The following is a 17,533-nucleotide window of genomic DNA, read 5'->3' as shown; positions in this document are numbered from 1 at the left end:
CGGCCGTTCGCCGGTCCACGCCCCATCAGGTTGATCTCCCCTCCTGGAGTCCGGCGCCCGGATCTTCTGGCTGGTGTGTTACTCAGGCTGGTCCTGTTCGTGCTGGGACTGGTTGGCACCGGCTCCCATCGAAGCGCCGACCAGCGGTTCTTCCGGAAGGGTGAGCGACGGCTCGTGACCGTTGGACAGCATCAGAGACGGCGACAGGCTCACTTCTTCCGCGTCGGCGACGGCCCTGTCAGCTTCCGCCCCTTTCCTGGCCAACTCATGTGAATGCGAATAAAGCGCAAGGCCTCTGATCTGCGTCTCGCAATTCGACACCCGGGTATTGATGTTGGAGCTGAATTCGTTCAGCTGGGCCTGCAGAGCCATGAGCTTACGCTCCAGTTCGGCCACTTTCTGCTGGGCCTGGTCAAGCCGCGCCTGCAGGTCGGCGTTTCGGATGATCCCGGTGACCTCGATATCGCCTTGAAAATGCCCCGCTTTTCCCGCGTCCGCCTTCGCAAAGAGCGCGGTCCCTCTCTTCGTCACGGCGATGACTCCGGTGCCCTCGTCACAGGTGCCGTAGACACCGTGACCGCCCACCGCCCGACTGATTCCGACGACTCCGCCATGGTGCCGGTTCAGGGATTCACCCCGAACTCCCTCGTCCGCCTCGGACCTGCCGTACACGCCGGTTCCCGTCTGGCTCAGGCCGACGACGCCCCGGCCTTTGTTCGCCTGTCCCCACACGCCCTGACCATTCTGACCATGGTGGACACCGAGGACACCGGACTTCCCGGTGGTCTGCGAGATCCCGGCCACGCCGTCGTTGTGATCGCTGACTCCGACGACGCCGATCGCGTTGGCGTGGGCGTAGCCGTGCCCCCAGACACCGTTTCCGGTGCCACGGCCGTAGATTCCGTTGCCGCCTCGCTCATTCACTCCGGCCACGCCGGCGTGCCCGTTCGCCCTGCTGACACCTAGGACGCCATTCCACTGCTCGCTCTCCCCGGTGACGCCCGCTGTTCCAGGATTCGCCGCTGTTCCGACGATCGGACTCATTTCCGCTCCCCCTGATAGAAATCGGTCGAAAGCAGGCATACCCGTTTCGATAGAGGAACAGCGAAAGCAGGCCGCTCCATTCAGCAAAATATCGGTGGGGAATTCCCATCGGACACACCACGAATATGCGCCCACATGGCGCGCCGAGCTGATGGTTTTCCATGATGGGGGCGTGCATCGAACCGGCGACCATCCCGGTTGCCGGATCTGGTGGCGCTGGGCTTGTACTATACAGTCACGCGATCGTCAACACCGCGCTCCGGCATGCCCTCGCATACGTCCATATGCCAGAGTGACTGCCTATGGAACAGCGTGTGTTGGGACACACCGGACGGCGAGTCGGCGTGGTGGGGCTGGGAGCGTGGCAGCTCGGGGCCGACTGGGGGCAGGTGAGCGAGGACGACGCGATCGCGACGCTCTCGGCGGCGGCCGGCGACGGGGTGACGTTCATCGACACCGCCGACGTCTACGGCGACGGCCGCAGCGAGCAGATCGTCGGCCGGTTCGCCAAGGCCCACCCGGACCTCACGGTGGCCACCAAGATGGGCCGCCGGATGGACCAGGTGCCGGAGAACTACGTGATGGCCAACTTCCGCGCCTGGAACGAGCGCTCCCGCCGCAACCTCGGCGTCGACACCGTCGACCTGGTGCAGCTGCACTGCCCGCCCACGCCGGTGTACTCGTCCGACGCGGTGTTCGACGCGCTCGACACGCTGGTCTCGGAGGGGAAGATCGCCGCGTACGGGGTGAGCGTGGAGACGTGCGAGGAGGCGCTGACGGCGATCGCCCGGCCGGGCGTGGCGACGGTGCAGATCATCCTGAACGCGTTCCGGCTCAAGCCGCTGGAGCGGGTGCTGCCCGCGGCCCGCGAGGCGGGTGTCGGCATCATCGCCCGGGTGCCGCTGGCCAGCGGCCTGCTGTCGGGCCGGTACGACGAGAACACCACGTTCGCGCCCGACGACCACCGCACCTTCAACCGCCACGGCGAGTCGTTCGACGTGGGCGAGACGTTCTCCGGCGTGGACTTCCGCACCGGCCTGGAGGCGGTGCGGCGGCTGGCCCCGCTGGTGCCCGAGGGGGCGACGATGGCGCAGTTCGCGCTGCGCTGGATCCTCGACCAGCCCGGCGTGTCCGTCGTCATCCCGGGCGCCCGCAACCCGGCCCAGGCCGCCGCCAACGCCGCCGCGGCCGCGCTCCCGCCCCTCCCGCCGGAGACCCTCCAGGCCGTACGCGACGTGTACGACGAGCTCATCCGTCCGCAGGTGCACGACCGATGGTGAGCCGGGCGGTTCTCGTCACCGGGGCGTCCCGGGGGATCGGGCGGGCCGTCGCGACGGCGTTCGCGGAGCTGGGTGACCGGGTGGCGGTCCACCACCGCGACTCCCCCGCCCTCGCCTCCGGGCTGCTGGACGAGCTGCCGGGCGAGGGACACGCGGTCGTCCAGGCGGACCTGGCCGACCCGGAGGCGGTGCGCCGCGTCGTGGACGAGGCGGCGACCGCCCTGGGCGGCATCGACGTGCTGGTCAACAACGCCGGCGTGTTCCTGCACCACCCGGTCACGGACCTCACCTACGAGGAGTGGCAGGCGGCCTGGCGCCGGACGCTCGACCTCAACCTGGCCGGCGCGGCGAACATGATCTGGTGCGCGCTCCCCCACATGCCGCGGGGCGGTCGCATTGTCAACGTCTCCTCGCGCGGCGCCTTCCGCGGCGAGCCCGACAGTCCCGCGTACGGCGCCAGCAAGGCGGGCCTGAACGCGCTCACCCAGTCGCTCGCGGTGTCCCTGGCGCCGGAGGGTATCGCGGTGGCGGCGGTCGCGCCGGGCTTCGTCGAGACGGACATGACGAACGAGCACCTCAAACCGCCCAGGGGCGACGAGATCCGCGCCCAGAGCCCGTTCGGCCGCGTGGCCCGCCCGGAGGAGATCGCCGCCGCCGTCGTGTACCTGGCCTCGCCGGAGGCGGAGTGGGCCAGCGGCACCATCATCGACCTGAACGGCGCCAGCTACCTGCGCTAGCGATGCATGGCCACGGGCTCTTCACCTCGCCGGCGGTCACGGGCGGGTGAGATCGAACTCCCCTCGCTTGGCTCCATTCAGGAAGACGTTCCACTCTCCTGGGGTGAAGACGAGAGCCGGGCCGGTCGGGTTCTTGCTGTCTCGGACGGCGACAACGCCAGGAAGGTTGGTGGCGACTTCAACGCACTGGCCGCCGTTGTCGCCGCTCGCGGTGGCCTTGCGCCATTCCGCGCCGTCGAGACTCACTGCCTGCTCGTCCATCGTTCTATCGCTTCCTCGATCACGGTCAGGGACTGTCCCTTGGGTAGCGCGTCCGCCCTGATGACGTCGAACCGCTGCTTGATTTCCTCCACAGAGCGCGGTTCCATCGTAGTTTGACCGGCAAGGCTACTGTCTACGGTGATGACATCCGCCCCATTCGGCAACCGTGCCAAGGCGAACGCGCTCATGAGGCCGGGACCACAGCCTGCCTGTGTTGGCACTACCTGCACCACCACATTGGGGAGCTGGGCAACGGCCCTGAGGTGAATCAGTTGGTCGCACAGAATGTCACCACCCCCGATCGGCCGATGGAGCACCGCCTCTTCGAGAAGCGCAATGATTTTCGGCGGGTCTTTCCTGCTGAGAATGTCTGACCGTTGTATGCGGGTCTGCACTTCTATATCGACCAGTTCGGCGGGAATGGTCGGGCTGGCCTGGAACAGCGCTCGGGCATAGGTCATCGTCTGGAAGAGGCCGGGGACGAGGAGGGGGTCCCAAGACTGGATGACGAGAGCTCGGCTCTCGACCTCTCTCCACTGGATGATCCAGCCGCGGGCTCCTCGTTCGAGGCGGATGCGCTCGAAGACGCCCACGAAGTGTTTGTCCAGGCCGAATATGTCGTCCAGGCGTTCGGCGATATCCACGGTCGGGGTCTTCTTACCGCGCTCTATGTGGCTGATGAGGGATCGATCCACTTGGAGGCGGGTCGCGAGGCGTATCTGAGACAGCCGATTCTCCGAGCGTAGTCTGACGAGGTCGGCCGCGAACCGTTCTCCTGCCGATTTGCTTGGATCGCCCTCAAGACTCACGTTCTTCCCTCCAGGTGTGACCTCTTGTGCTGATTTCGCGGTCAGATTGTGGAGTGTGTGACCGCGGTACGAAACACACGGTCACTATACGTCTCCAGATTCGACCGCTGCCTGGTCCTTTTTCGTAGGACATTGAGCAAGCGAACCACTGGAGCACCTGGAAGGGCACTCATCATGCCTGAAATGCTTGACGCAAGCCCATATCTGGACCAGCCCTGCAATTCCCTGACTCTCGTCGCGCTCCCGAATGCGGTGTGGATTTCTCGCGCGTATGTCGCGGCCACGTTGCGCGGCTGGGGCCACAAGGACGACGAGTTCGTGGACGATGCCCAATTGATTGTCTCCGAGCTGGTGACGAACTCGGTCAACGCACTGGGCTTCCAGGACAACCGGACGAGGATGGGGGTAGTCCTCTCCTCCGAGTCGCTGATTCGCATCCTCATGACCCAGCTGGCGTACGAGCTGATCATCGAAGTGTGGGATGGCGGTCAGGGCGCGCCGAAGCAGCAGTCCGTCGGCGTCGAGTCCATCAACGGGCGCGGCCTGGAAATCGTGGCCGCGCTGGCGAAAAGGTGGGGCTACCGATTTCCGAAGGGAGGCGAACTGGCCGGCGGAAAGATCGTGTGGGCGCTTCTACCTCTCCCATGACTGGAGCTCACCGGGTCTGCGAGAGCGCCGGCGGGGGACCGCGTAGGCCCTTTGACGATCTCGCCCGCGCTCGGCTCGCTAACCGCCGTAACCGAACTGCTGCAGCCGATGGTGCGCGATCTCGATCTCATCTGGTGTGAAGAGTCCCTCGAAGCGCGGATCGATCACCTGCGCCTCGACAGTCAGATCTAGACGCCCTCTCTCCCCGAGCGCCGCGAACCCATCCGACACTGCCGGCGAGTGCAGAAGCTTCCGCGCCGTAGCGAGGCCGCCGTGCTCGGCGAGCATGCTCAGGAAGTAGGTGGCGGGATAGCCGGCCTCATTCCGGGCCCGCTCGTAGACGAGTCGCATCGCCCTGTCGAAGTCGGTGGTTGAGGCCGGAGCAGACGGCTGGGGCTCGTCTTCGACCGGTTCCTTCCCAGAGGTGGCCTCGTTGCGCCTAACCGCGTAGCCGAGCAGAGAATCGACCGAGGTGAACACCTCATAGCCGAGCTCCTCCAGTTTCGGCAGGTCGGCGGCGGCCGGGTCCAGTTCCAGCACCACGGGCTTGCCCTGTCCTACCTGCAGGCCGTCGGGCCAATACGCTTCGGCAATGGCCAGAGCCCTGCCGGTCACGGGGTCGGCGAGTTCGCTGTCGAGTGCGGGCTCGGCGTAGCCCAGCCGTCTCATCTCCTCCACCATGGCTTTGATCTGAGCGGAACGGACGTCGTCCTGTTCGTCCGCCACCACCGTCATGGGCCTCAGATCGTCGCTCGCCGAGTGGACGCCCCTGCGAAGTTCGGCGAGGAAGGACTGCGCGGCCTCAGCGAGGAGATGCCGGCGAGCCTCCAGGAAGTCGAGGTAGCGCTCGGGGCGCCAAAGCTCCGGATCGGTGGGGATCCACTGCGATGCGAGAATACCGGGGTGCTTCGCCTCCGCCTCTGCGAAGTAGTCCGCAGGAGCGCGCTTGCTGATCATCAGATTGGTGTCCTGTGTCAGGAAGCAGAAGTTGGCGATCGCGTTCACTTGGACCCGGTCGTAGCCCGCTCGGTACAGCAGTGCCTTCGGGAAGATGTGGTGGACCTGAAGCGAAGTGAGCTTTCCCAGCATCTCTGCGCGTAGTTCGAGACCGCTGCCGAGATCTCGGGCGCTTTTCACCCTGGTGAGCATGTAGAGCAGAGGGTAGAAGCGCGAACCACGTGTGGATCCTTCGAAGTCGTGCGACTGGATCTCCAGGTTTCCCCCGCGCCATCGCTCCAGCGCGGTGATCAGCCCGTCGATGCCCGAGCGTTCCACGATCTCGTAGTCCTGGGCGAGCAGCGTCTCCGTGGAGCCCGCGAAGCGGCCCCACAGGGCGGAATGGATGTACCAGAAAAGCACGCGATCCCGGTGAGCGGTATCCAGAAAACGCCCGCCCGGCGTCAGCTGGAGGTGGCGGGAGATGACTGGGATGGCGTAACGGCCCATGAGCACCTGGTCATGATCCAGCCCCAGCCTCCCTGACACGGCATCCAGGAAGTTGCCGATGTAGTTGACGGACTTCGTCAGCGCCGACTCGAACTCAGCGGCAGGGACGGAGTCGAGGGCCGTGAACACCGCTCGCCCCGTGGCGACCGCAGTGGCGTTGCGCAACAGCCAGTCGAGCGAAAAGTCAAAGCCCGCCTGTCGCCAACTCTCCAGATGCTCGCGCATCACCTGCCTGGCCGAGGGCCACTGAGCGCAGATCTTGGCCAGGGCGAGGTCGCCTTTGGACAGCGCGGTGCCGCCCGAGTTGACCCGGTTGAAGATGTCGACGACGACGTCGACATCTTTGTCGTGACCCGTGATCTTTTCTTCGTGGAACGCCCGGTTCTCCAGGTTCTTCAGCCTGTTCAACCGGTCGATGTAGATGGAGAGCTTGTCGGCGAACGGGCTGAACTCCGCGATGTAGGGGCCAAGTCCTTCGATGAAGAGCCTGCTCACGTCAACCCACCGGGGATCGTCACGCATCTTCGCGGGGCCGTAGAACTCGAAGGTCTCGTCCTCCACGTTGAACCGCAGCCCGGTGAAGACCGAGGCGTCTCCTTCGAAGAAGGCGGGCGGCTTTCCGCGCATGACCCCGTACAGGGAGGTGATGCGCTGCTGGCCGTCGAGCAGCAGCCGGCGAATGCCTCCATCAGGAGTGCTTCCCCTTACCGATGCCATGTCCGGCTCGGTCTCCCACAGCAGCAGGCCACCCACCGGGTACCCCTTGTAGAGCGACCGCATGAGGCCGCGCACCTGGTCACGGTTCCATACGTAGCCGCGTTGGAATTCGGGAAGCAGCACGGTTCCGTTGTCGATCTGATGGAGGAGAACCGAAAGTGTGGCCATCATCCGTCCCGCTCGTGGTTTCGACGATTCGGATCTTTACTTTACGGCGCACACAGAATCTCGTAACCGAAACAGCGCGGATTGTTACACAGAGTTCGATGGTTCATGATTTCGAGACTTTTTCATGTCTCCCGCCATTCAGACCCGACTGGAACGGCAAATCATCCATAATCGCCCCACACCACATCAATGCCTAGCAATCGTGGACGAAGGCATCCTTGAGCATCAGACTCATCCTGTAGGAAGCCCTCTACGAGACAGAGATTCGTCGATGCAGCGAACCAAAGAAGGAGTGACGTCGTGGAGTTGAGCGAAGCCATCATGACGCAGATCGCGGAGCCGACGGGATGGATCACCGCGTCCAGTGGCCAAGGAGGCGAGTGCCTGGAGGCCAAACATTTATCCGATGGACGCGTCGCCTTGCGTGACACCGAGCAGCCGGACGCCGAGCCTTGGATTCTCCGTAAAGCCGTCTGGGACAAGTTCGTAGCAGGCGCGAAGAATGGCATCTTCGACTTCTAGCATCACCGATCAGCCCGGAGCCGGCCGACGGAGCGTCGACTACCCGCCGAGCCCGTCGAGATAGGTGCGGGAGGCTGCGAGGGCTTCGAGCATGTCGCCGTCGCAGCGGTCGAGCTCGACGATCCGCCAGGCGTCGCCGGGGGCGGCCGCCAGGATGTCCGGGATCGGCAGCGTGCCGGAGCCGACCGCGGTCATGGCGTCGTCGACGGTGCCGGGGCCGTCCTTGACGTGCAGGTGGGTGACCCGGTCGCCGAGCCGGGACAGCAGGCCGGGCACGTCGGCGCCGCCCACCACGGCCCAGTAGAGGTCCACCTCCAGCAGGACGTCCGGGTCGAGCAGTTCGGCGAGCACCTCAAGGGCGTGCCGGTCGCCGATCCGCGCCGAAAGCTCCCAGTGGTGGTTGTGGTAGCCGAGCCGCAGCCCCGCCCCGGCGGCGCGGGCGGCGGCGGCGTTGATCAGGCGGGCGCTCTCCTCCACGGCGGCCCGGTGGGAGAACCCGTCCGGCGGGATGGCCGGGATGATCACCGTGTCCGTGCCGATGGCCGCGGCGGCGTCCAGCATGGCGGGCGCGTGCTCCTCCAGCAGCGGCCCGTGCAGCGAGCAGGCGGTGAGCCCGTTCGCCTCCAGCAGGTCGCGAAAGGCGCGCGGGTCGTCGCCCAGGAGCCCGAAGGTGGGCTCCACGGCCCGGTACCCCATCGCGGCGAGGGACGTCAGAGTCGTCGTCGGCCGCACGGACATCTCGGCACGTACGGAGTAGAGCTGGACGGCGGGAAGAAGCACGACGTACCCCCTGCGACTACATGATCCAGTCCATCGATCTTAGGGAGCCGCCGGCATCCCGGGAAGCGGCGCCACCGCCGGAGGCTCACCACGCCACTGAAGTAATTCGTATTAGCAGGTTGACTGATGCTTTTCGCTGACCGATGCTCGGTGATCACACCGGCCCCCCGCCGGTGTGATCACGAAAGGGCAGAGCATGTCCGATCCGATCCTCGACCGCCGCACGATCCTGCGCGCCGCCGCAGGCACGGCCGTCGCCCTTCCCGCGCTCTCCTCCCCCGCCGCCGCTGCCGCCGCCGGGCCCGCGGGCTTTCCCTCGTACGCCTACCTCGGCCGCTCGCTGAACACCTCGGCGCTGCGCTACAACCCGACCGGCGAGCTGATCTTCCCGTGCGTGCGCGGCACGTACGACCGCATGCCGGGCGGGCTCGGCAGGTACTACCTCTACTACGCCCCGCACGACGCGCCCGGCGGCATCTGCCTGGCCTACGGCGACTCACTCGCCGGGCCGTTCACCGAGTATCACGCCAACCCGATCGTCAGCCGGCAGTGGGGCTCGCACTTCAACGTCAGCCACGTGTCGTCGCCGCACGTGCTCTGGCACGCCGCCTCCCGCCGCTGGTACCTGTACTTCCACGGCGAGAACAGCACGACCCGGCTCGCCACCTCGGCCAACGGGGTCGACTTCAGCTACCACGGCGTCGTGCTGAACACCTCGATGGTGCCCGGCATCTCGGAGGCCTCCTACGCGCGGGTCTTCGACCACACGATCCCGGCGCGGGGCGCCCGGTACGTGATGGTGTTCATGGGCAACCACGGCGGCAAGCGCAAGATCTTCTGGGGCTGGTCGGGCGACGCGGTGAGCTGGCAGTTCGCCCCGAACCCGCTCATCTCCCCCGCGGGCGACGGCCTGACCGACCTGAGCGGGCCGCACCTGCTCAAGCGCAACGGCACCACCTACGTCGTCTACCACGGCAACTCCGGCAAGATGTACCTCACCGAGGTCGGCAACTCCTTCGACCGGGAGGTGCACCTCGGCGTCTTCCACACCCCGCTGACCGGCGGCCCCGACTCCCGGCGCTCCGCCGCCCCGGCCTTCGGCACCGACGGCGGCGTCTCGTACATGTTCTACGAAGCGGGCCAGCGCGGCTCCACCGTGATCGCCGTGGCCCGCGCCACCTCCTGATCGAGTAACCCGACCTCGGCCCCGCCCTCTGCCTATCGCCGCAGGACATCCCTGTGTTCAGCGGGGCCGACCGCCGGAGGCCGGATCGGCTGGACGAAATAGCCCGCCAGCTGTGGAAAGGCCATGGCAAGATAGCGCCTGGCCCCGCTGGGACCGCCGTTTGTTCATGCATGAAAGTGCCAAGATGGTCATTATGAGAGCCAACCGGCGAGACGAAGTATTGGACGACCTGGCCGCTGCGATCCAGGCGTTGTCCATCCCCGACGGCCCCGCCATCCGCCGAGCCTTCGTCGAGCACTACGTCGACTCCGAGGGAGAGCCGGCTCTCAGAGCGCTGGTCATCCTTGGCTCGGCCGGTGACGACGGCTGGTCCGCGAGATTCACCCACGAGCTGCGCAAGCGGGTGAATCAACTCGCGGTGGAGCACGACCTCGACGAATATGTCTATGTCACGCCACTCACTGAGGAAGACTTCGCCGCCAGAGACCAGCCTGAGGAAACGCAGGGCGCTCCTGATACGCGAGCCATCGACGAAGTCATGAACCATCCGGATCAGGACGGGTCGTGAGACGCGACTTCAAGGCGGACGACTACCTCTATCTCGCCAACGCACTGGCAGGTGGCACAGCGGGGCGCGGACGTCCCCGCACGGCCTTCCTCCGCCGGGCGACCTCAACGGCGTACTATGCGCTGTTCCATGAGCTGGTCCAGCATGGTGCCCGGCGAGCGGCCGGAGCAGGGCCGGTCGAGCATCGGCACGCGATCAGCCGCTGGTATGCGCACGGCAACTTCCGGAAGGCAGCCCGATGGGTTGAGGACCTCTCCGCCGGCCGCACCCCGCCGAACCCCGTGAGACTTCTCCTCATCGACTCCGCTACCGGGGCCGTTCCAGCAGATCTCGAAGTGCTGGCCAGCGCCTTCAGCGAACTTCAGGAGGCACGTCACGGCGCTGACTACGACCCCGCCTTCGACGCCACCCGCTCCGGGGCCATCAGCCACGTCAGGACCGCGACATCAGGAGTCGAGGCGATCAGACGGATGGACCGAGCGAACCTGCACCAGTTCGACATGTTCCTCCTGCTCGCCCTCGGTGGCGAAAGAATGATCAAGAACAGCTGATCCCAGCGCGAGATCCGCCGGAAACAACCACCCGGAAGTGCCGATGAGCAGCGGCTGCGAGCAGTTCGGGATCACGTCGCCCGCCGCGTCGCCAGGATGATCCCCGACCCGTGTGCCAGTTCCACCGCGGCCAGCGCGGGATCCGCCAGCAGCGTCCGGCGCACCCCTTCCTGTCGCTCGCGGAACTCCGCCGGCCAGGCGGGGTCCGCGGTCATGTCGTCCACCAGCAGCGTGCCGCCGGGCCCGAGGGCGCCGAGTGTGAGGTCGAGCCGTTCGTGCTTGCCGGCCGGCGAGTCCGCGAAGATCAAGTCGAACGTCCTGAGCCCCGGCAGCATCGCCAACGCGTCGCCCGTGCGGAACTCCACGAACCCCGGCCACTCCCCCTGCCGCGCGAGCCCGGCGCGCGCGGCGTCGTACTCGATGGTGGTGACGGTGACGTCCGTGCGCGGCGTCAGCCCGGAGACGAGCCAGGCCGTCCCCACTCCCGTCCCGGTACCGATCTCCAGCACCCGCGCCCGCGCCGGCAGCCCGGCGGCGAGCACGGCGAGGAGCCGTCCGACACCCGGGTCGCAGGAGTACGCGAACCCGGCCCGCTCCGCCCGCTCGGTGGCCCGCCGTACGAGATCCTCCATGAGCACAGGATTCCCTATGCTGCCGACCCATGACGATCGACGGTGACTACGGCCTGCCCGGTTCGCTCGGCAGGGTGCTGCGGGCGGTGGCGGACGAGCGGGTGGCGCAGGACCGGCGGTGGGGCGTCCACGAGGGCCTCACCGACGGCACCGGCCCGCAGCACGGCGACGAGGCGGAGCGGGCGAAGCGGGAGACCGGGGAGGCGTCCCGGGAGGGGCGGCTTACCTGGCGGCACGTGCTGGTGGAGGAGGTGCTGGAGGCGTTCGCCGAGGAGGACCCCGACCGGTTGCGGGCGGAGCTGACGCAGGTGGCGGCCGTGGCGGTCAAGTGGATCCAGGACATCGACCGGCGCGCCGCCCGGGACCGGTTCCGGGCGATCGTGGACGTGCACGTCCTGCTGGTCCGCGACGGCGAGGTGCTGATGGGGCGCCGATCCGGCACCGGGTACGCCGACGGGCTGTGGCACCTGCCGAGCGGCCACCTGGAGGCGGGCGAGTCGGCGACGGAGGCGGCGGCGCGGGAGGCGCGCGAGGAGGTGGGCGTCCGCGTCGACCCCGCCGACCTGGTCTTCGCGCACGTGATGCACCGGGCGCCGGAGCGGGTGGGGCTGTTCTTCGTGGCGGAGAGGTGGGCGGGCGAGCCGTACAACGCCGAGCCGCACAAGTGCTCCGAGCTCGGCTGGTTCCCGCTGGACCGGCTGCCGGAGGACACGGTCGGCTACCCGGCCGAGGCGCTGCGCGGCATCGGACGCGGTGAGGCTTTCGGGCTGTACGGGTTCTAGCCCGGCGGATACTTGGCCGGGTCGGCGCGCCCGCGGCCGGCGAAGTCGTCGGCCAGTTCGGTGATGGTCTCGCGGCCTTCCAGCAGATACAGCCAGGCGACCGGCAGGGCGTCCTCGCCGCGCACGGCGCCGAGGAGGTTTCCTGTCATGGAGCCGGTGGAGTCGCTGTCGCCGGAGTGGTTGACGGCCAGCAGCAGCGCCGCGGCGAAGTCCTTCTCGCGCGTGAGCGCGCAGTAGACGGCGATGGCCAGCGCCTCCTCGGCCACCCATCCCCCGCCGAGGCTCTCCACCCGCTCCGGGCCCGGCTCGCCCTTTCCTGCCAGCTCGTCCGCCGCCCGCAGGGCGACGCTGGTCTCCTCGTGCCCGGGGTACGAGGCCAGCAGGCGGAGCGTCTCGTGGACCGCCTCGTACAGGGTCAGGTCCTCGGCCACGAAGTGGACGAGGGCGGCGAAGGCGCCGGCCGCGTAGTAGCCGGTGGGGTGGCCGTGGGTGATCCGCGCGCAGGCGGCGGCCAGCTCGAACGCCTCCCGCGCGGAGCCCCCGAGAAGCCCGAACGGCGCCGACCGCATGACGGTGCCGCAGCCCTTGGAGTCGCGGTTGACCGGCCCCGGCTCGCCCAGGGGTCCGTACCCGGCGGGCTTCGCGCGCAGCCCCGACAAGCACGCGTTGCCTGGCGCCCGCCTCGCGTACAACCACCGCTGCTCGCGCAGCCGGCCCGTACGGTGGGGCAGGTCGCCGGGCGGGGGCGGGGCGTCGTGCCGCTGGGTGTCGAGCCAGCGCAGGTAGGCGGACCGGACCACCTCCGGGGTGTCCGCGAACCCCCGGGTGGCGACCCTCAGCTCGGCCCTGATCAGCCCTTCCAGGGTGAAGAGCGTCATCTGGGTGTCGTCGGTGATCAGGCCCGCGCGGCCGATCCCGTCGGTCACCATGCCGGTGACCCCGGCCTGCCCGTGGCGGGCACGGATGCCCGCGATGGAGTCGAACTCGATGGCCCCGCCGAGCGCGTCGCCGATCGCCCCGCCCAGCACGCATCCGCGGACCCGGCTGCGGTACGTCACTTCCGCCATGGCCCACACCTTATGCCCGGCCTTGTCGCGTACGGGAAGGATCGGGCCGTGCACACGGCCCGCTCCCTGTCAGTGGGCGTGCTTGCGGCCGAACGTCCAGGTGATCGTGGAGGTGAGGGCGTTCTCGCGGTACGCGGGATCGCGGATGAAGCCGGTGGAGTCGGAGACGACGACGGTGTACGCGCACGAGTGCTTCGACCGCAGGTCCTTCCGCCCGCACCACGGGGACTCGGGCTTGCCGCGCTCCTTGGGCGGCTTGTTGTCGCCGGCCTGCACGGAGGTCTGACCGGCCCACTCCTCGATCTCGTGCCCGTTGACGAACCACCGGGTGGACACGGTCGGGATGTCGACGTGGGTGACGGTGAGGGTGGCGAAGGCGCCGATGACGCCGCCGTCCGGGGTCTCGGCGCCGAGCCGGCGCCGCCGAGTGAGTGGCCGAGTTCGTGCGGCAGGATCTCCGGGCCGGAGACGTGTCCGCCGGAGAAGGTGACCAGGTCCTCCTCAATGTAGCCGGGCACGCCGATCACCGTGCACACCGAGCACTCGCCCCGCCTGCTCATGGACCTGCTCGCCTCCAGGCGGCTGGACGCGGCCACGCTCGTCGACTACCCCGGCCACGAACTGGCGGTGCCCGCCGCGATAGGCGCGCGCCCCATCGCCATGGAGCCGGTCTTCGTCGCGATGGCCGCCGGCCGCCCTCTCGCGTCACTCGAAGAGGTGCCCCTCGCCCTGCTGGCCGATGACGACTGGGTTCTGTCGCCTCCTGACGGCGCGGGCTGGCCCGAGTGCTTCGTGACGGCGTGCCGGGATGCCGGCTTCGAACCGCGGGTGCCGCACATCATGATCGAGGTGCCGATGATCCGGCTGCTCATCGCCGCGGGGCAGGCCGTCACGCCGTGCCAGGCCACGTTCCCGCCCGGCGACGGCATCGTGGTCCGCCCGCTGGCGGGCGCCCCGCTGTGGATGAGGCACCTCGTCGCCTGGCGCCTCGACGGCGCGCTCGCCCACCGGGCGGGCGAACCGGTCGCCCTCGCCACGCAGGCCCACCAGGAGGCGCTGGCCGCCCACCCGGTCCACAGCGCCTGGCAGGCCCGTGGCACGGCGTCATCGGTCCCCGTCGGACTCGCGCCACGGCGGTGATCCCGACCGCTACGACGCCGAGGCGGGCCGCTCCCCCGGCACGCGCACGATCTCGCGCGGGGAAGCGGCCCGGCCACGGGTTCTTACTGGGGCAGGGGGGCCACCTCGCGCACCTTCTCCGCGGCGGCGGCCAGCGAGTCCCTGGTCACCTCAGGCGCCTCGCCCTGCTTGTTCTGCGGCAGCGGCTTCACCTTCTTGCAGGCGGACGGATAGCGGTCGCAGTAGCTCTGGGTCGTGCCGACGGACGTGGCGTTCAGCATCGCGTGGCCGGTGGCCCGGGTCAGCGTGTCGGTGGCGGCGTTGAAAATCTCGTTGAGCCGGCGCGAGTCGGCCGGGTTGTTGACCCGCAGCGGGGTGCCGGTGCCGGTCGACATGCCGAAGATCGTGTCACCGTCGCCCAGCGTGTGGATCGGGCTGATCGCGCGGGCCAGACCGTCCTGGGAGTTGCCGGCCATCCGCGCGGCGGCGGCCTTCTCCAGCGGCGCGTTCGTGGCGACCACGGCGATCGTGGTGTTCAGCGACGGGGCGTCGGCCTTGGCTTCCGGCCGGCACTCCTTGGCCTTCGGCGTCTCCAGGCCGCGGAACTCGCCCGCCACCTCGTACCGGGCCGCGAACAGCGAGCAGTCACGCGGGTCGACCGGCGAACCGGCCGAGTTCACCACCACGATGGCGCCGACCATGGTGCCGTCGCTGAGGGTCATGCTGGCGGTGCCGACGCCGCCCTTCAGCCCGCCCGCGCGGGCACCGGTGCCACCGCCGACGACGCCCTGACGTACCGGCCCCTCCTTGGCGGCCTGCGCGGCGAGGTAGCCCCACTCGGGCGTGGTGCGCGCCTTGAAGTCGCCGCCACGGCCGAGGTCGTAGATGTCGGCGGCGGGGACGATCGGCGCGACTCCCGAGCCGACCCTGACGCCCTCGCCGCGCTCCTCCAGCCAGCGGATGATGCCGTCGGTGGCGGCCAGCCCGTACATGCTGCTGCCGCCGAGCATCACCGCGTTCACGCCGGGGTTGGAGTTGAGCGGGTCGAGCAGGTCCGTCTCCTTCGTGGCGGGAGCGCCGCCGCGCTGGTCGACGCCGGCCACGGACATCGTCGGGGTGTAGATCACGGTGGTGCCGGTCAGGTAGGGCGCCCTGGCCGACTGGACCTGCCCGACCTTGATGCCGGGCACGTCGGTGATCGCGTTGTCGGGGCCGGGCAGCCCGGGGGTGTTCGCGGCGGTGGCGGCCTGCGCGGACGCGCTTCCGGGGACGGTGAGCATCAGTGCTCCGGCCAGCAGTGCGACGAGGCGTGGCTTCATGGATCCCTCATTCCAGTGGGGGGCGGGAAGGGACGTCGGGGAGTGCGCGCGCTACTGAGTGCACTGAGGCTACTGGTCGGACCAGCAAAGGTAAAGATCGTAGTGTGCCGATTTGTAGCTATAGTCGGCGTTTTCGCCAGTACGTCCGCGATCGCGTGAGTTCGCCGGCCCCCTGCCGGAAGGACGTCCGACGTTGGGCGTCGATTAACACGGCCTCCCTAGCGTGCCCGACATGAAACGTGCACTGCTCGCCCTCGGTGTCGCCACGCTGGTCACCGGCCTCGCCGCGCCCGCCGCGGCCAAGCCCGCCGACCCCGGCCGGGCCACCCTCACCGGGTTCGCCTCGCTGCCCGCCGAGACTTTCGTACCGAACAGCGAGACCTCGGGCACCCAGCTCGGCCCCGACCCGGTCAACGGACTCACCCCGCCCTTCGCCGGCCAGCCCGTGCAGGGCTTCAGCGGCATCGTGCCCCGGGGCGGCGGCGTCTACGAGATGCTGTCCGACAACGGCTTCGGCAGTAAGGGCAACAGCGCGGACTTCCTGCTGCGGGTGCACCGGGTCGAGCCCGACCTGCGGGGCGGCACGGTGAAGGTGCTCGGCGGGTTCGACCTCGCCGACCCCGACCGGCACATCACGTTCCCCATCACCAGGGAGGACCGCCGGCTGACCGGCGCCGACTTCGACGTGGAGTCGATCGTGCGCGCCACCGACGGCACCTACTGGATCGGCGACGAGTTCGGCCCGTTCCTGCTGCACTTCTCCTCGACGGGCAGACTGCTCGAAGCGCCCATCCCCCTGCCCGGCGTCCAGGCGCCGGAGAACCCGTTCCTGAACGGCGCCGAGCCGAACCTGGGCCGCAGCAAGGGCTTCGAGGGCATGGCGCGCTCGCTCGACGGCAAGCGGCTCTACCCGCTGCTGGAGGGCACCGTCAGCGGCGACCCGGCCGGCACCCTGCGCATGTACGAGTTCGACGTGCGTAAGAGGGCCTACACCGGCAAGCGCTGGACCTACCCGCTGGACGCCCCCGGCCACGCCATCGGCGACGCGGTCGTCGTGGACCGGAACCGGTTCCTGATCATCGAGCGTGACGGCGCCCAGGGCGACGCGGCCAGGACCAAGAAGATCTACCTGGCCGACGTCCGCGACCGGAACCAGGACGGCGTCATGGACAAGACGCTCGTCGCCGACCTGCTCGACATCGCCAACCCCAAGGGCCTCGGCGGCTTCGGCAAGACGTTCCGCTTCCCGTTCGAGACGATCGAGGACGTGGCCATCCTCGACGACCGCACCCTGATCGTCGCCAACGACAACAACTTCCCGTTCTCCACCGGCCGCACGCCCGGCAAGCCGGACGACAACGAGTTCATCACCATCAAGCTGCCACGCCCGCTGCACGCCACCCGCTGACCCTCATGTGCCCGTGCCCCTCCCGCCCTGGGAGGGGCACGGGCACGCCGCCTCCTCGGCGTGCACGGTGGAGCCGACCTCGTGGAAGAGCCCTCTTCCGGCCCCCGCGAATCCGGCAGGTGGTGGCCGTCCAGGAGACCGGCAGCAGTGAGCCGTCGCCCCGCTCGAACCACTGAGGCTCGCCCTGCGCGGTGCCGCCGGTGCGTGATGAGCAGCTGCCGCATCACGCACCGGAGGGCAGAGACTCACCGATCTTGCCCCGACGGTGCGGCATGAAGATTCTTCGAGAACAGTGCTTGATCGCGACCAGGCGCGGTAAGGGTTCGATCGTCGTACATCATGACGATCACGAGTCGCGAAGCTCACGCGAACTCCAGCGACTCCTTAGCGATTCGCCGCTCGGACCATGGACACCACTCTTGACTGAGCCCTTGATCAGCCAGCGGCCCGCCCGTCTGCGGATGTTGCCTTTCAGCAGGTCAAATGCTT

General features: G+C 68.5%; 19 protein-coding genes. 10 read left to right on the top strand and 9 right to left on the bottom strand.

Features of this window, described 5'->3' with window-relative positions:
* Nucleotides 1-78: 78 nt before the first annotated feature.
* Complete coding sequence (locus tag KME79_RS33620) at nucleotides 79-1,044, bottom strand: hypothetical protein (RefSeq protein WP_219549058.1); 966 nt, start codon at nucleotides 1,042-1,044, stop codon at nucleotides 79-81.
* 302 nt (nucleotides 1,045-1,346) lie between these two features.
* Between KME79_RS33620 and KME79_RS33615 the strand changes: the two genes are divergently transcribed.
* Together KME79_RS33615 and KME79_RS33610 are read left to right on the top strand one after the other, a co-directional pair.
* On the top strand, nucleotides 1,347-2,324 hold the full coding sequence (locus KME79_RS33615) for an aldo/keto reductase (RefSeq protein WP_219549056.1): 978 nt from the start codon (nucleotides 1,347-1,349) through the stop codon (nucleotides 2,322-2,324).
* Nucleotides 2,321-3,061 carry an SDR family NAD(P)-dependent oxidoreductase gene (locus KME79_RS33610; protein WP_308249155.1) on the top strand — a complete coding sequence of 247 codons (741 nt, stop codon included), beginning with the start codon at nucleotides 2,321-2,323 and terminating at the stop codon, nucleotides 3,059-3,061. Before KME79_RS33615 ends, KME79_RS33610 begins: the two co-directional genes overlap by 4 nt.
* A 36-nt stretch (nucleotides 3,062-3,097) precedes the next feature.
* On the opposite strand, the gene KME79_RS33605 is transcribed toward KME79_RS33610, so the two are convergent.
* Together KME79_RS33605 and KME79_RS33600 are read right to left on the bottom strand one after the other, a co-directional pair.
* On the bottom strand, nucleotides 3,098-3,322 hold the full coding sequence (locus tag KME79_RS33605) for a DUF397 domain-containing protein (protein WP_219549052.1): 225 nt from the start codon (nucleotides 3,320-3,322) through the stop codon (nucleotides 3,098-3,100).
* Entirely contained in the window at nucleotides 3,304-4,131 is an 828-nt protein-coding gene (locus KME79_RS33600; protein WP_219549050.1) for a helix-turn-helix domain-containing protein, read from the bottom strand. Before KME79_RS33600 ends, KME79_RS33605 begins: the two co-directional genes overlap by 19 nt.
* A 183-nt stretch (nucleotides 4,132-4,314) precedes the next feature.
* Here KME79_RS33600 and KME79_RS33595 point away from each other — a divergent pair, with 183 nt between their 5' ends.
* Nucleotides 4,315-4,779 carry an ATP-binding protein gene (locus KME79_RS33595; protein ID WP_219549048.1) on the top strand — a complete coding sequence of 155 codons (465 nt, stop codon included), beginning with the start codon at nucleotides 4,315-4,317 and terminating at the stop codon, nucleotides 4,777-4,779.
* Nucleotides 4,780-4,857: 78 nt separating this feature from the next.
* On the opposite strand, the gene KME79_RS33590 is transcribed toward KME79_RS33595, so the two are convergent.
* Nucleotides 4,858-7,110, bottom strand: a complete 2,253-nt coding sequence (locus KME79_RS33590; protein ID WP_219549137.1) for a GmrSD restriction endonuclease domain-containing protein — start codon at nucleotides 7,108-7,110, stop codon at nucleotides 4,858-4,860.
* 300 nt (nucleotides 7,111-7,410) lie between these two features.
* On the opposite strand from KME79_RS33590, the gene KME79_RS33585 reads away from it, so the two are divergent.
* The gene (locus KME79_RS33585; protein WP_219549046.1) at nucleotides 7,411-7,632 is read left to right on the top strand and encodes a DUF397 domain-containing protein; all 222 of its coding nucleotides are present in this window, start codon (nucleotides 7,411-7,413) and stop codon (nucleotides 7,630-7,632) included.
* Between the two features lie 39 nt (nucleotides 7,633-7,671).
* Here the strand turns inward: KME79_RS33585 and KME79_RS33580 are convergent, their stop codons facing one another.
* Nucleotides 7,672-8,412, bottom strand: a complete 741-nt coding sequence (locus tag KME79_RS33580; protein ID WP_219549044.1) for a sugar phosphate isomerase/epimerase family protein — start codon at nucleotides 8,410-8,412, stop codon at nucleotides 7,672-7,674.
* Nucleotides 8,413-8,608: 196 nt separating this feature from the next.
* On the opposite strand from KME79_RS33580, the gene KME79_RS33575 reads away from it, so the two are divergent.
* The 3 genes from KME79_RS33575 to KME79_RS33565 all read left to right on the top strand — a co-directional run bounded on the left by KME79_RS33575 (nucleotide 8,609) and on the right by KME79_RS33565 (nucleotide 10,717).
* Entirely contained in the window at nucleotides 8,609-9,598 is a 990-nt protein-coding gene (locus KME79_RS33575; protein WP_219549042.1) for a glycoside hydrolase family protein, read from the top strand.
* A 166-nt stretch (nucleotides 9,599-9,764) separates the two neighbouring features.
* Nucleotides 9,765-10,166 carry a hypothetical protein gene (locus KME79_RS33570; RefSeq protein ID WP_219549040.1) on the top strand — a complete coding sequence of 134 codons (402 nt, stop codon included), beginning with the start codon at nucleotides 9,765-9,767 and terminating at the stop codon, nucleotides 10,164-10,166.
* A complete protein-coding gene (locus KME79_RS33565; RefSeq protein ID WP_219549038.1) occupies nucleotides 10,163-10,717 on the top strand; it encodes a hypothetical protein in 555 nt (184 codons plus the stop codon). The genes KME79_RS33570 and KME79_RS33565 overlap by 4 nt, the downstream gene beginning before the upstream one ends.
* Before the next feature lie 71 nt (nucleotides 10,718-10,788).
* On the opposite strand, the gene KME79_RS33560 is transcribed toward KME79_RS33565, so the two are convergent.
* A complete protein-coding gene (locus tag KME79_RS33560) occupies nucleotides 10,789-11,349 on the bottom strand; it encodes an O-methyltransferase (protein ID WP_219549036.1) in 561 nt (186 codons plus the stop codon).
* A 29-nt stretch (nucleotides 11,350-11,378) separates the two neighbouring features.
* On the opposite strand from KME79_RS33560, the gene KME79_RS47200 reads away from it, so the two are divergent.
* Nucleotides 11,379-12,131, top strand: a complete 753-nt coding sequence (locus tag KME79_RS47200) for an NUDIX hydrolase (protein ID WP_219549034.1) — start codon at nucleotides 11,379-11,381, stop codon at nucleotides 12,129-12,131.
* On the opposite strand, the gene KME79_RS33550 is transcribed toward KME79_RS47200, so the two are convergent.
* A complete protein-coding gene (locus KME79_RS33550) occupies nucleotides 12,128-13,198 on the bottom strand; it encodes an ADP-ribosylglycohydrolase family protein (RefSeq protein ID WP_219549032.1) in 1,071 nt (356 codons plus the stop codon). The genes KME79_RS47200 and KME79_RS33550 overlap by 4 nt on opposite strands.
* 69 nt (nucleotides 13,199-13,267) lie before the next feature.
* Nucleotides 13,268-13,534 (bottom strand): hypothetical protein, encoded by a 267-nt coding sequence (locus tag KME79_RS33545; RefSeq protein ID WP_219549030.1) that lies wholly within the window; start codon nucleotides 13,532-13,534, stop codon nucleotides 13,268-13,270.
* A 186-nt stretch (nucleotides 13,535-13,720) separates the two neighbouring features.
* Here KME79_RS33545 and KME79_RS33540 point away from each other — a divergent pair, with 186 nt between their 5' ends.
* Nucleotides 13,721-14,338, top strand: a complete 618-nt coding sequence (locus KME79_RS33540) for a LysR family substrate-binding domain-containing protein (RefSeq protein WP_372452506.1) — start codon at nucleotides 13,721-13,723, stop codon at nucleotides 14,336-14,338.
* Between the two features lie 83 nt (nucleotides 14,339-14,421).
* Here the strand turns inward: KME79_RS33540 and KME79_RS33535 are convergent, their stop codons facing one another.
* Complete coding sequence (locus tag KME79_RS33535) at nucleotides 14,422-15,636, bottom strand: P1 family peptidase (protein ID WP_219549026.1); 1,215 nt, start codon at nucleotides 15,634-15,636, stop codon at nucleotides 14,422-14,424.
* A 232-nt stretch (nucleotides 15,637-15,868) separates the two neighbouring features.
* Here KME79_RS33535 and KME79_RS33530 point away from each other — a divergent pair, with 232 nt between their 5' ends.
* On the top strand, nucleotides 15,869-17,044 hold the full coding sequence (locus KME79_RS33530) for an esterase-like activity of phytase family protein (protein WP_219549024.1): 1,176 nt from the start codon (nucleotides 15,869-15,871) through the stop codon (nucleotides 17,042-17,044).
* The last annotated feature ends 489 nt before the right edge of the window (nucleotides 17,045-17,533 follow it).

The organism is Nonomuraea harbinensis, from assembly GCF_019396385.1.
Taxonomy (GTDB): domain Bacteria; phylum Actinomycetota; class Actinomycetes; order Streptosporangiales; family Streptosporangiaceae; genus Nonomuraea; species Nonomuraea ferruginea.
Note: the sequence above shows the minus strand (reverse complement) of the source record. Positions and strands in the feature narration are given on the sequence as shown.

Coding starts and splice junctions, on each gene's coding strand:
- KME79_RS33620 (WP_219549058.1), bottom strand. CDS start 1,044: ATGAGTCCGATCGTCGGAACAGCGGCGAATCCTGGAACAGCGGGCGTC.
- KME79_RS33615 (WP_219549056.1), top strand. CDS start 1,347: ATGGAACAGCGTGTGTTGGGACACACCGGACGGCGAGTCGGCGTGGTG.
- KME79_RS33605 (WP_219549052.1), bottom strand. CDS start 3,322: ATGGACGAGCAGGCAGTGAGTCTCGACGGCGCGGAATGGCGCAAGGCC.
- KME79_RS33595 (WP_219549048.1), top strand. CDS start 4,315: ATGCTTGACGCAAGCCCATATCTGGACCAGCCCTGCAATTCCCTGACT.
- KME79_RS33590 (WP_219549137.1), bottom strand. CDS start 7,110: ATGGCCACACTTTCGGTTCTCCTCCATCAGATCGACAACGGAACCGTG.
- KME79_RS33575 (WP_219549042.1), top strand. CDS start 8,609: ATGTCCGATCCGATCCTCGACCGCCGCACGATCCTGCGCGCCGCCGCA.
- KME79_RS33570 (WP_219549040.1), top strand. CDS start 9,765: ATGCATGAAAGTGCCAAGATGGTCATTATGAGAGCCAACCGGCGAGAC.
- KME79_RS33560 (WP_219549036.1), bottom strand. CDS start 11,349: ATGGAGGATCTCGTACGGCGGGCCACCGAGCGGGCGGAGCGGGCCGGG.
- KME79_RS47200 (WP_219549034.1), top strand. CDS start 11,379: ATGACGATCGACGGTGACTACGGCCTGCCCGGTTCGCTCGGCAGGGTG.
- KME79_RS33550 (WP_219549032.1), bottom strand. CDS start 13,198: ATGGCGGAAGTGACGTACCGCAGCCGGGTCCGCGGATGCGTGCTGGGC.
- KME79_RS33535 (WP_219549026.1), bottom strand. CDS start 15,636: ATGAAGCCACGCCTCGTCGCACTGCTGGCCGGAGCACTGATGCTCACC.
- KME79_RS33530 (WP_219549024.1), top strand. CDS start 15,869: ATGAAACGTGCACTGCTCGCCCTCGGTGTCGCCACGCTGGTCACCGGC.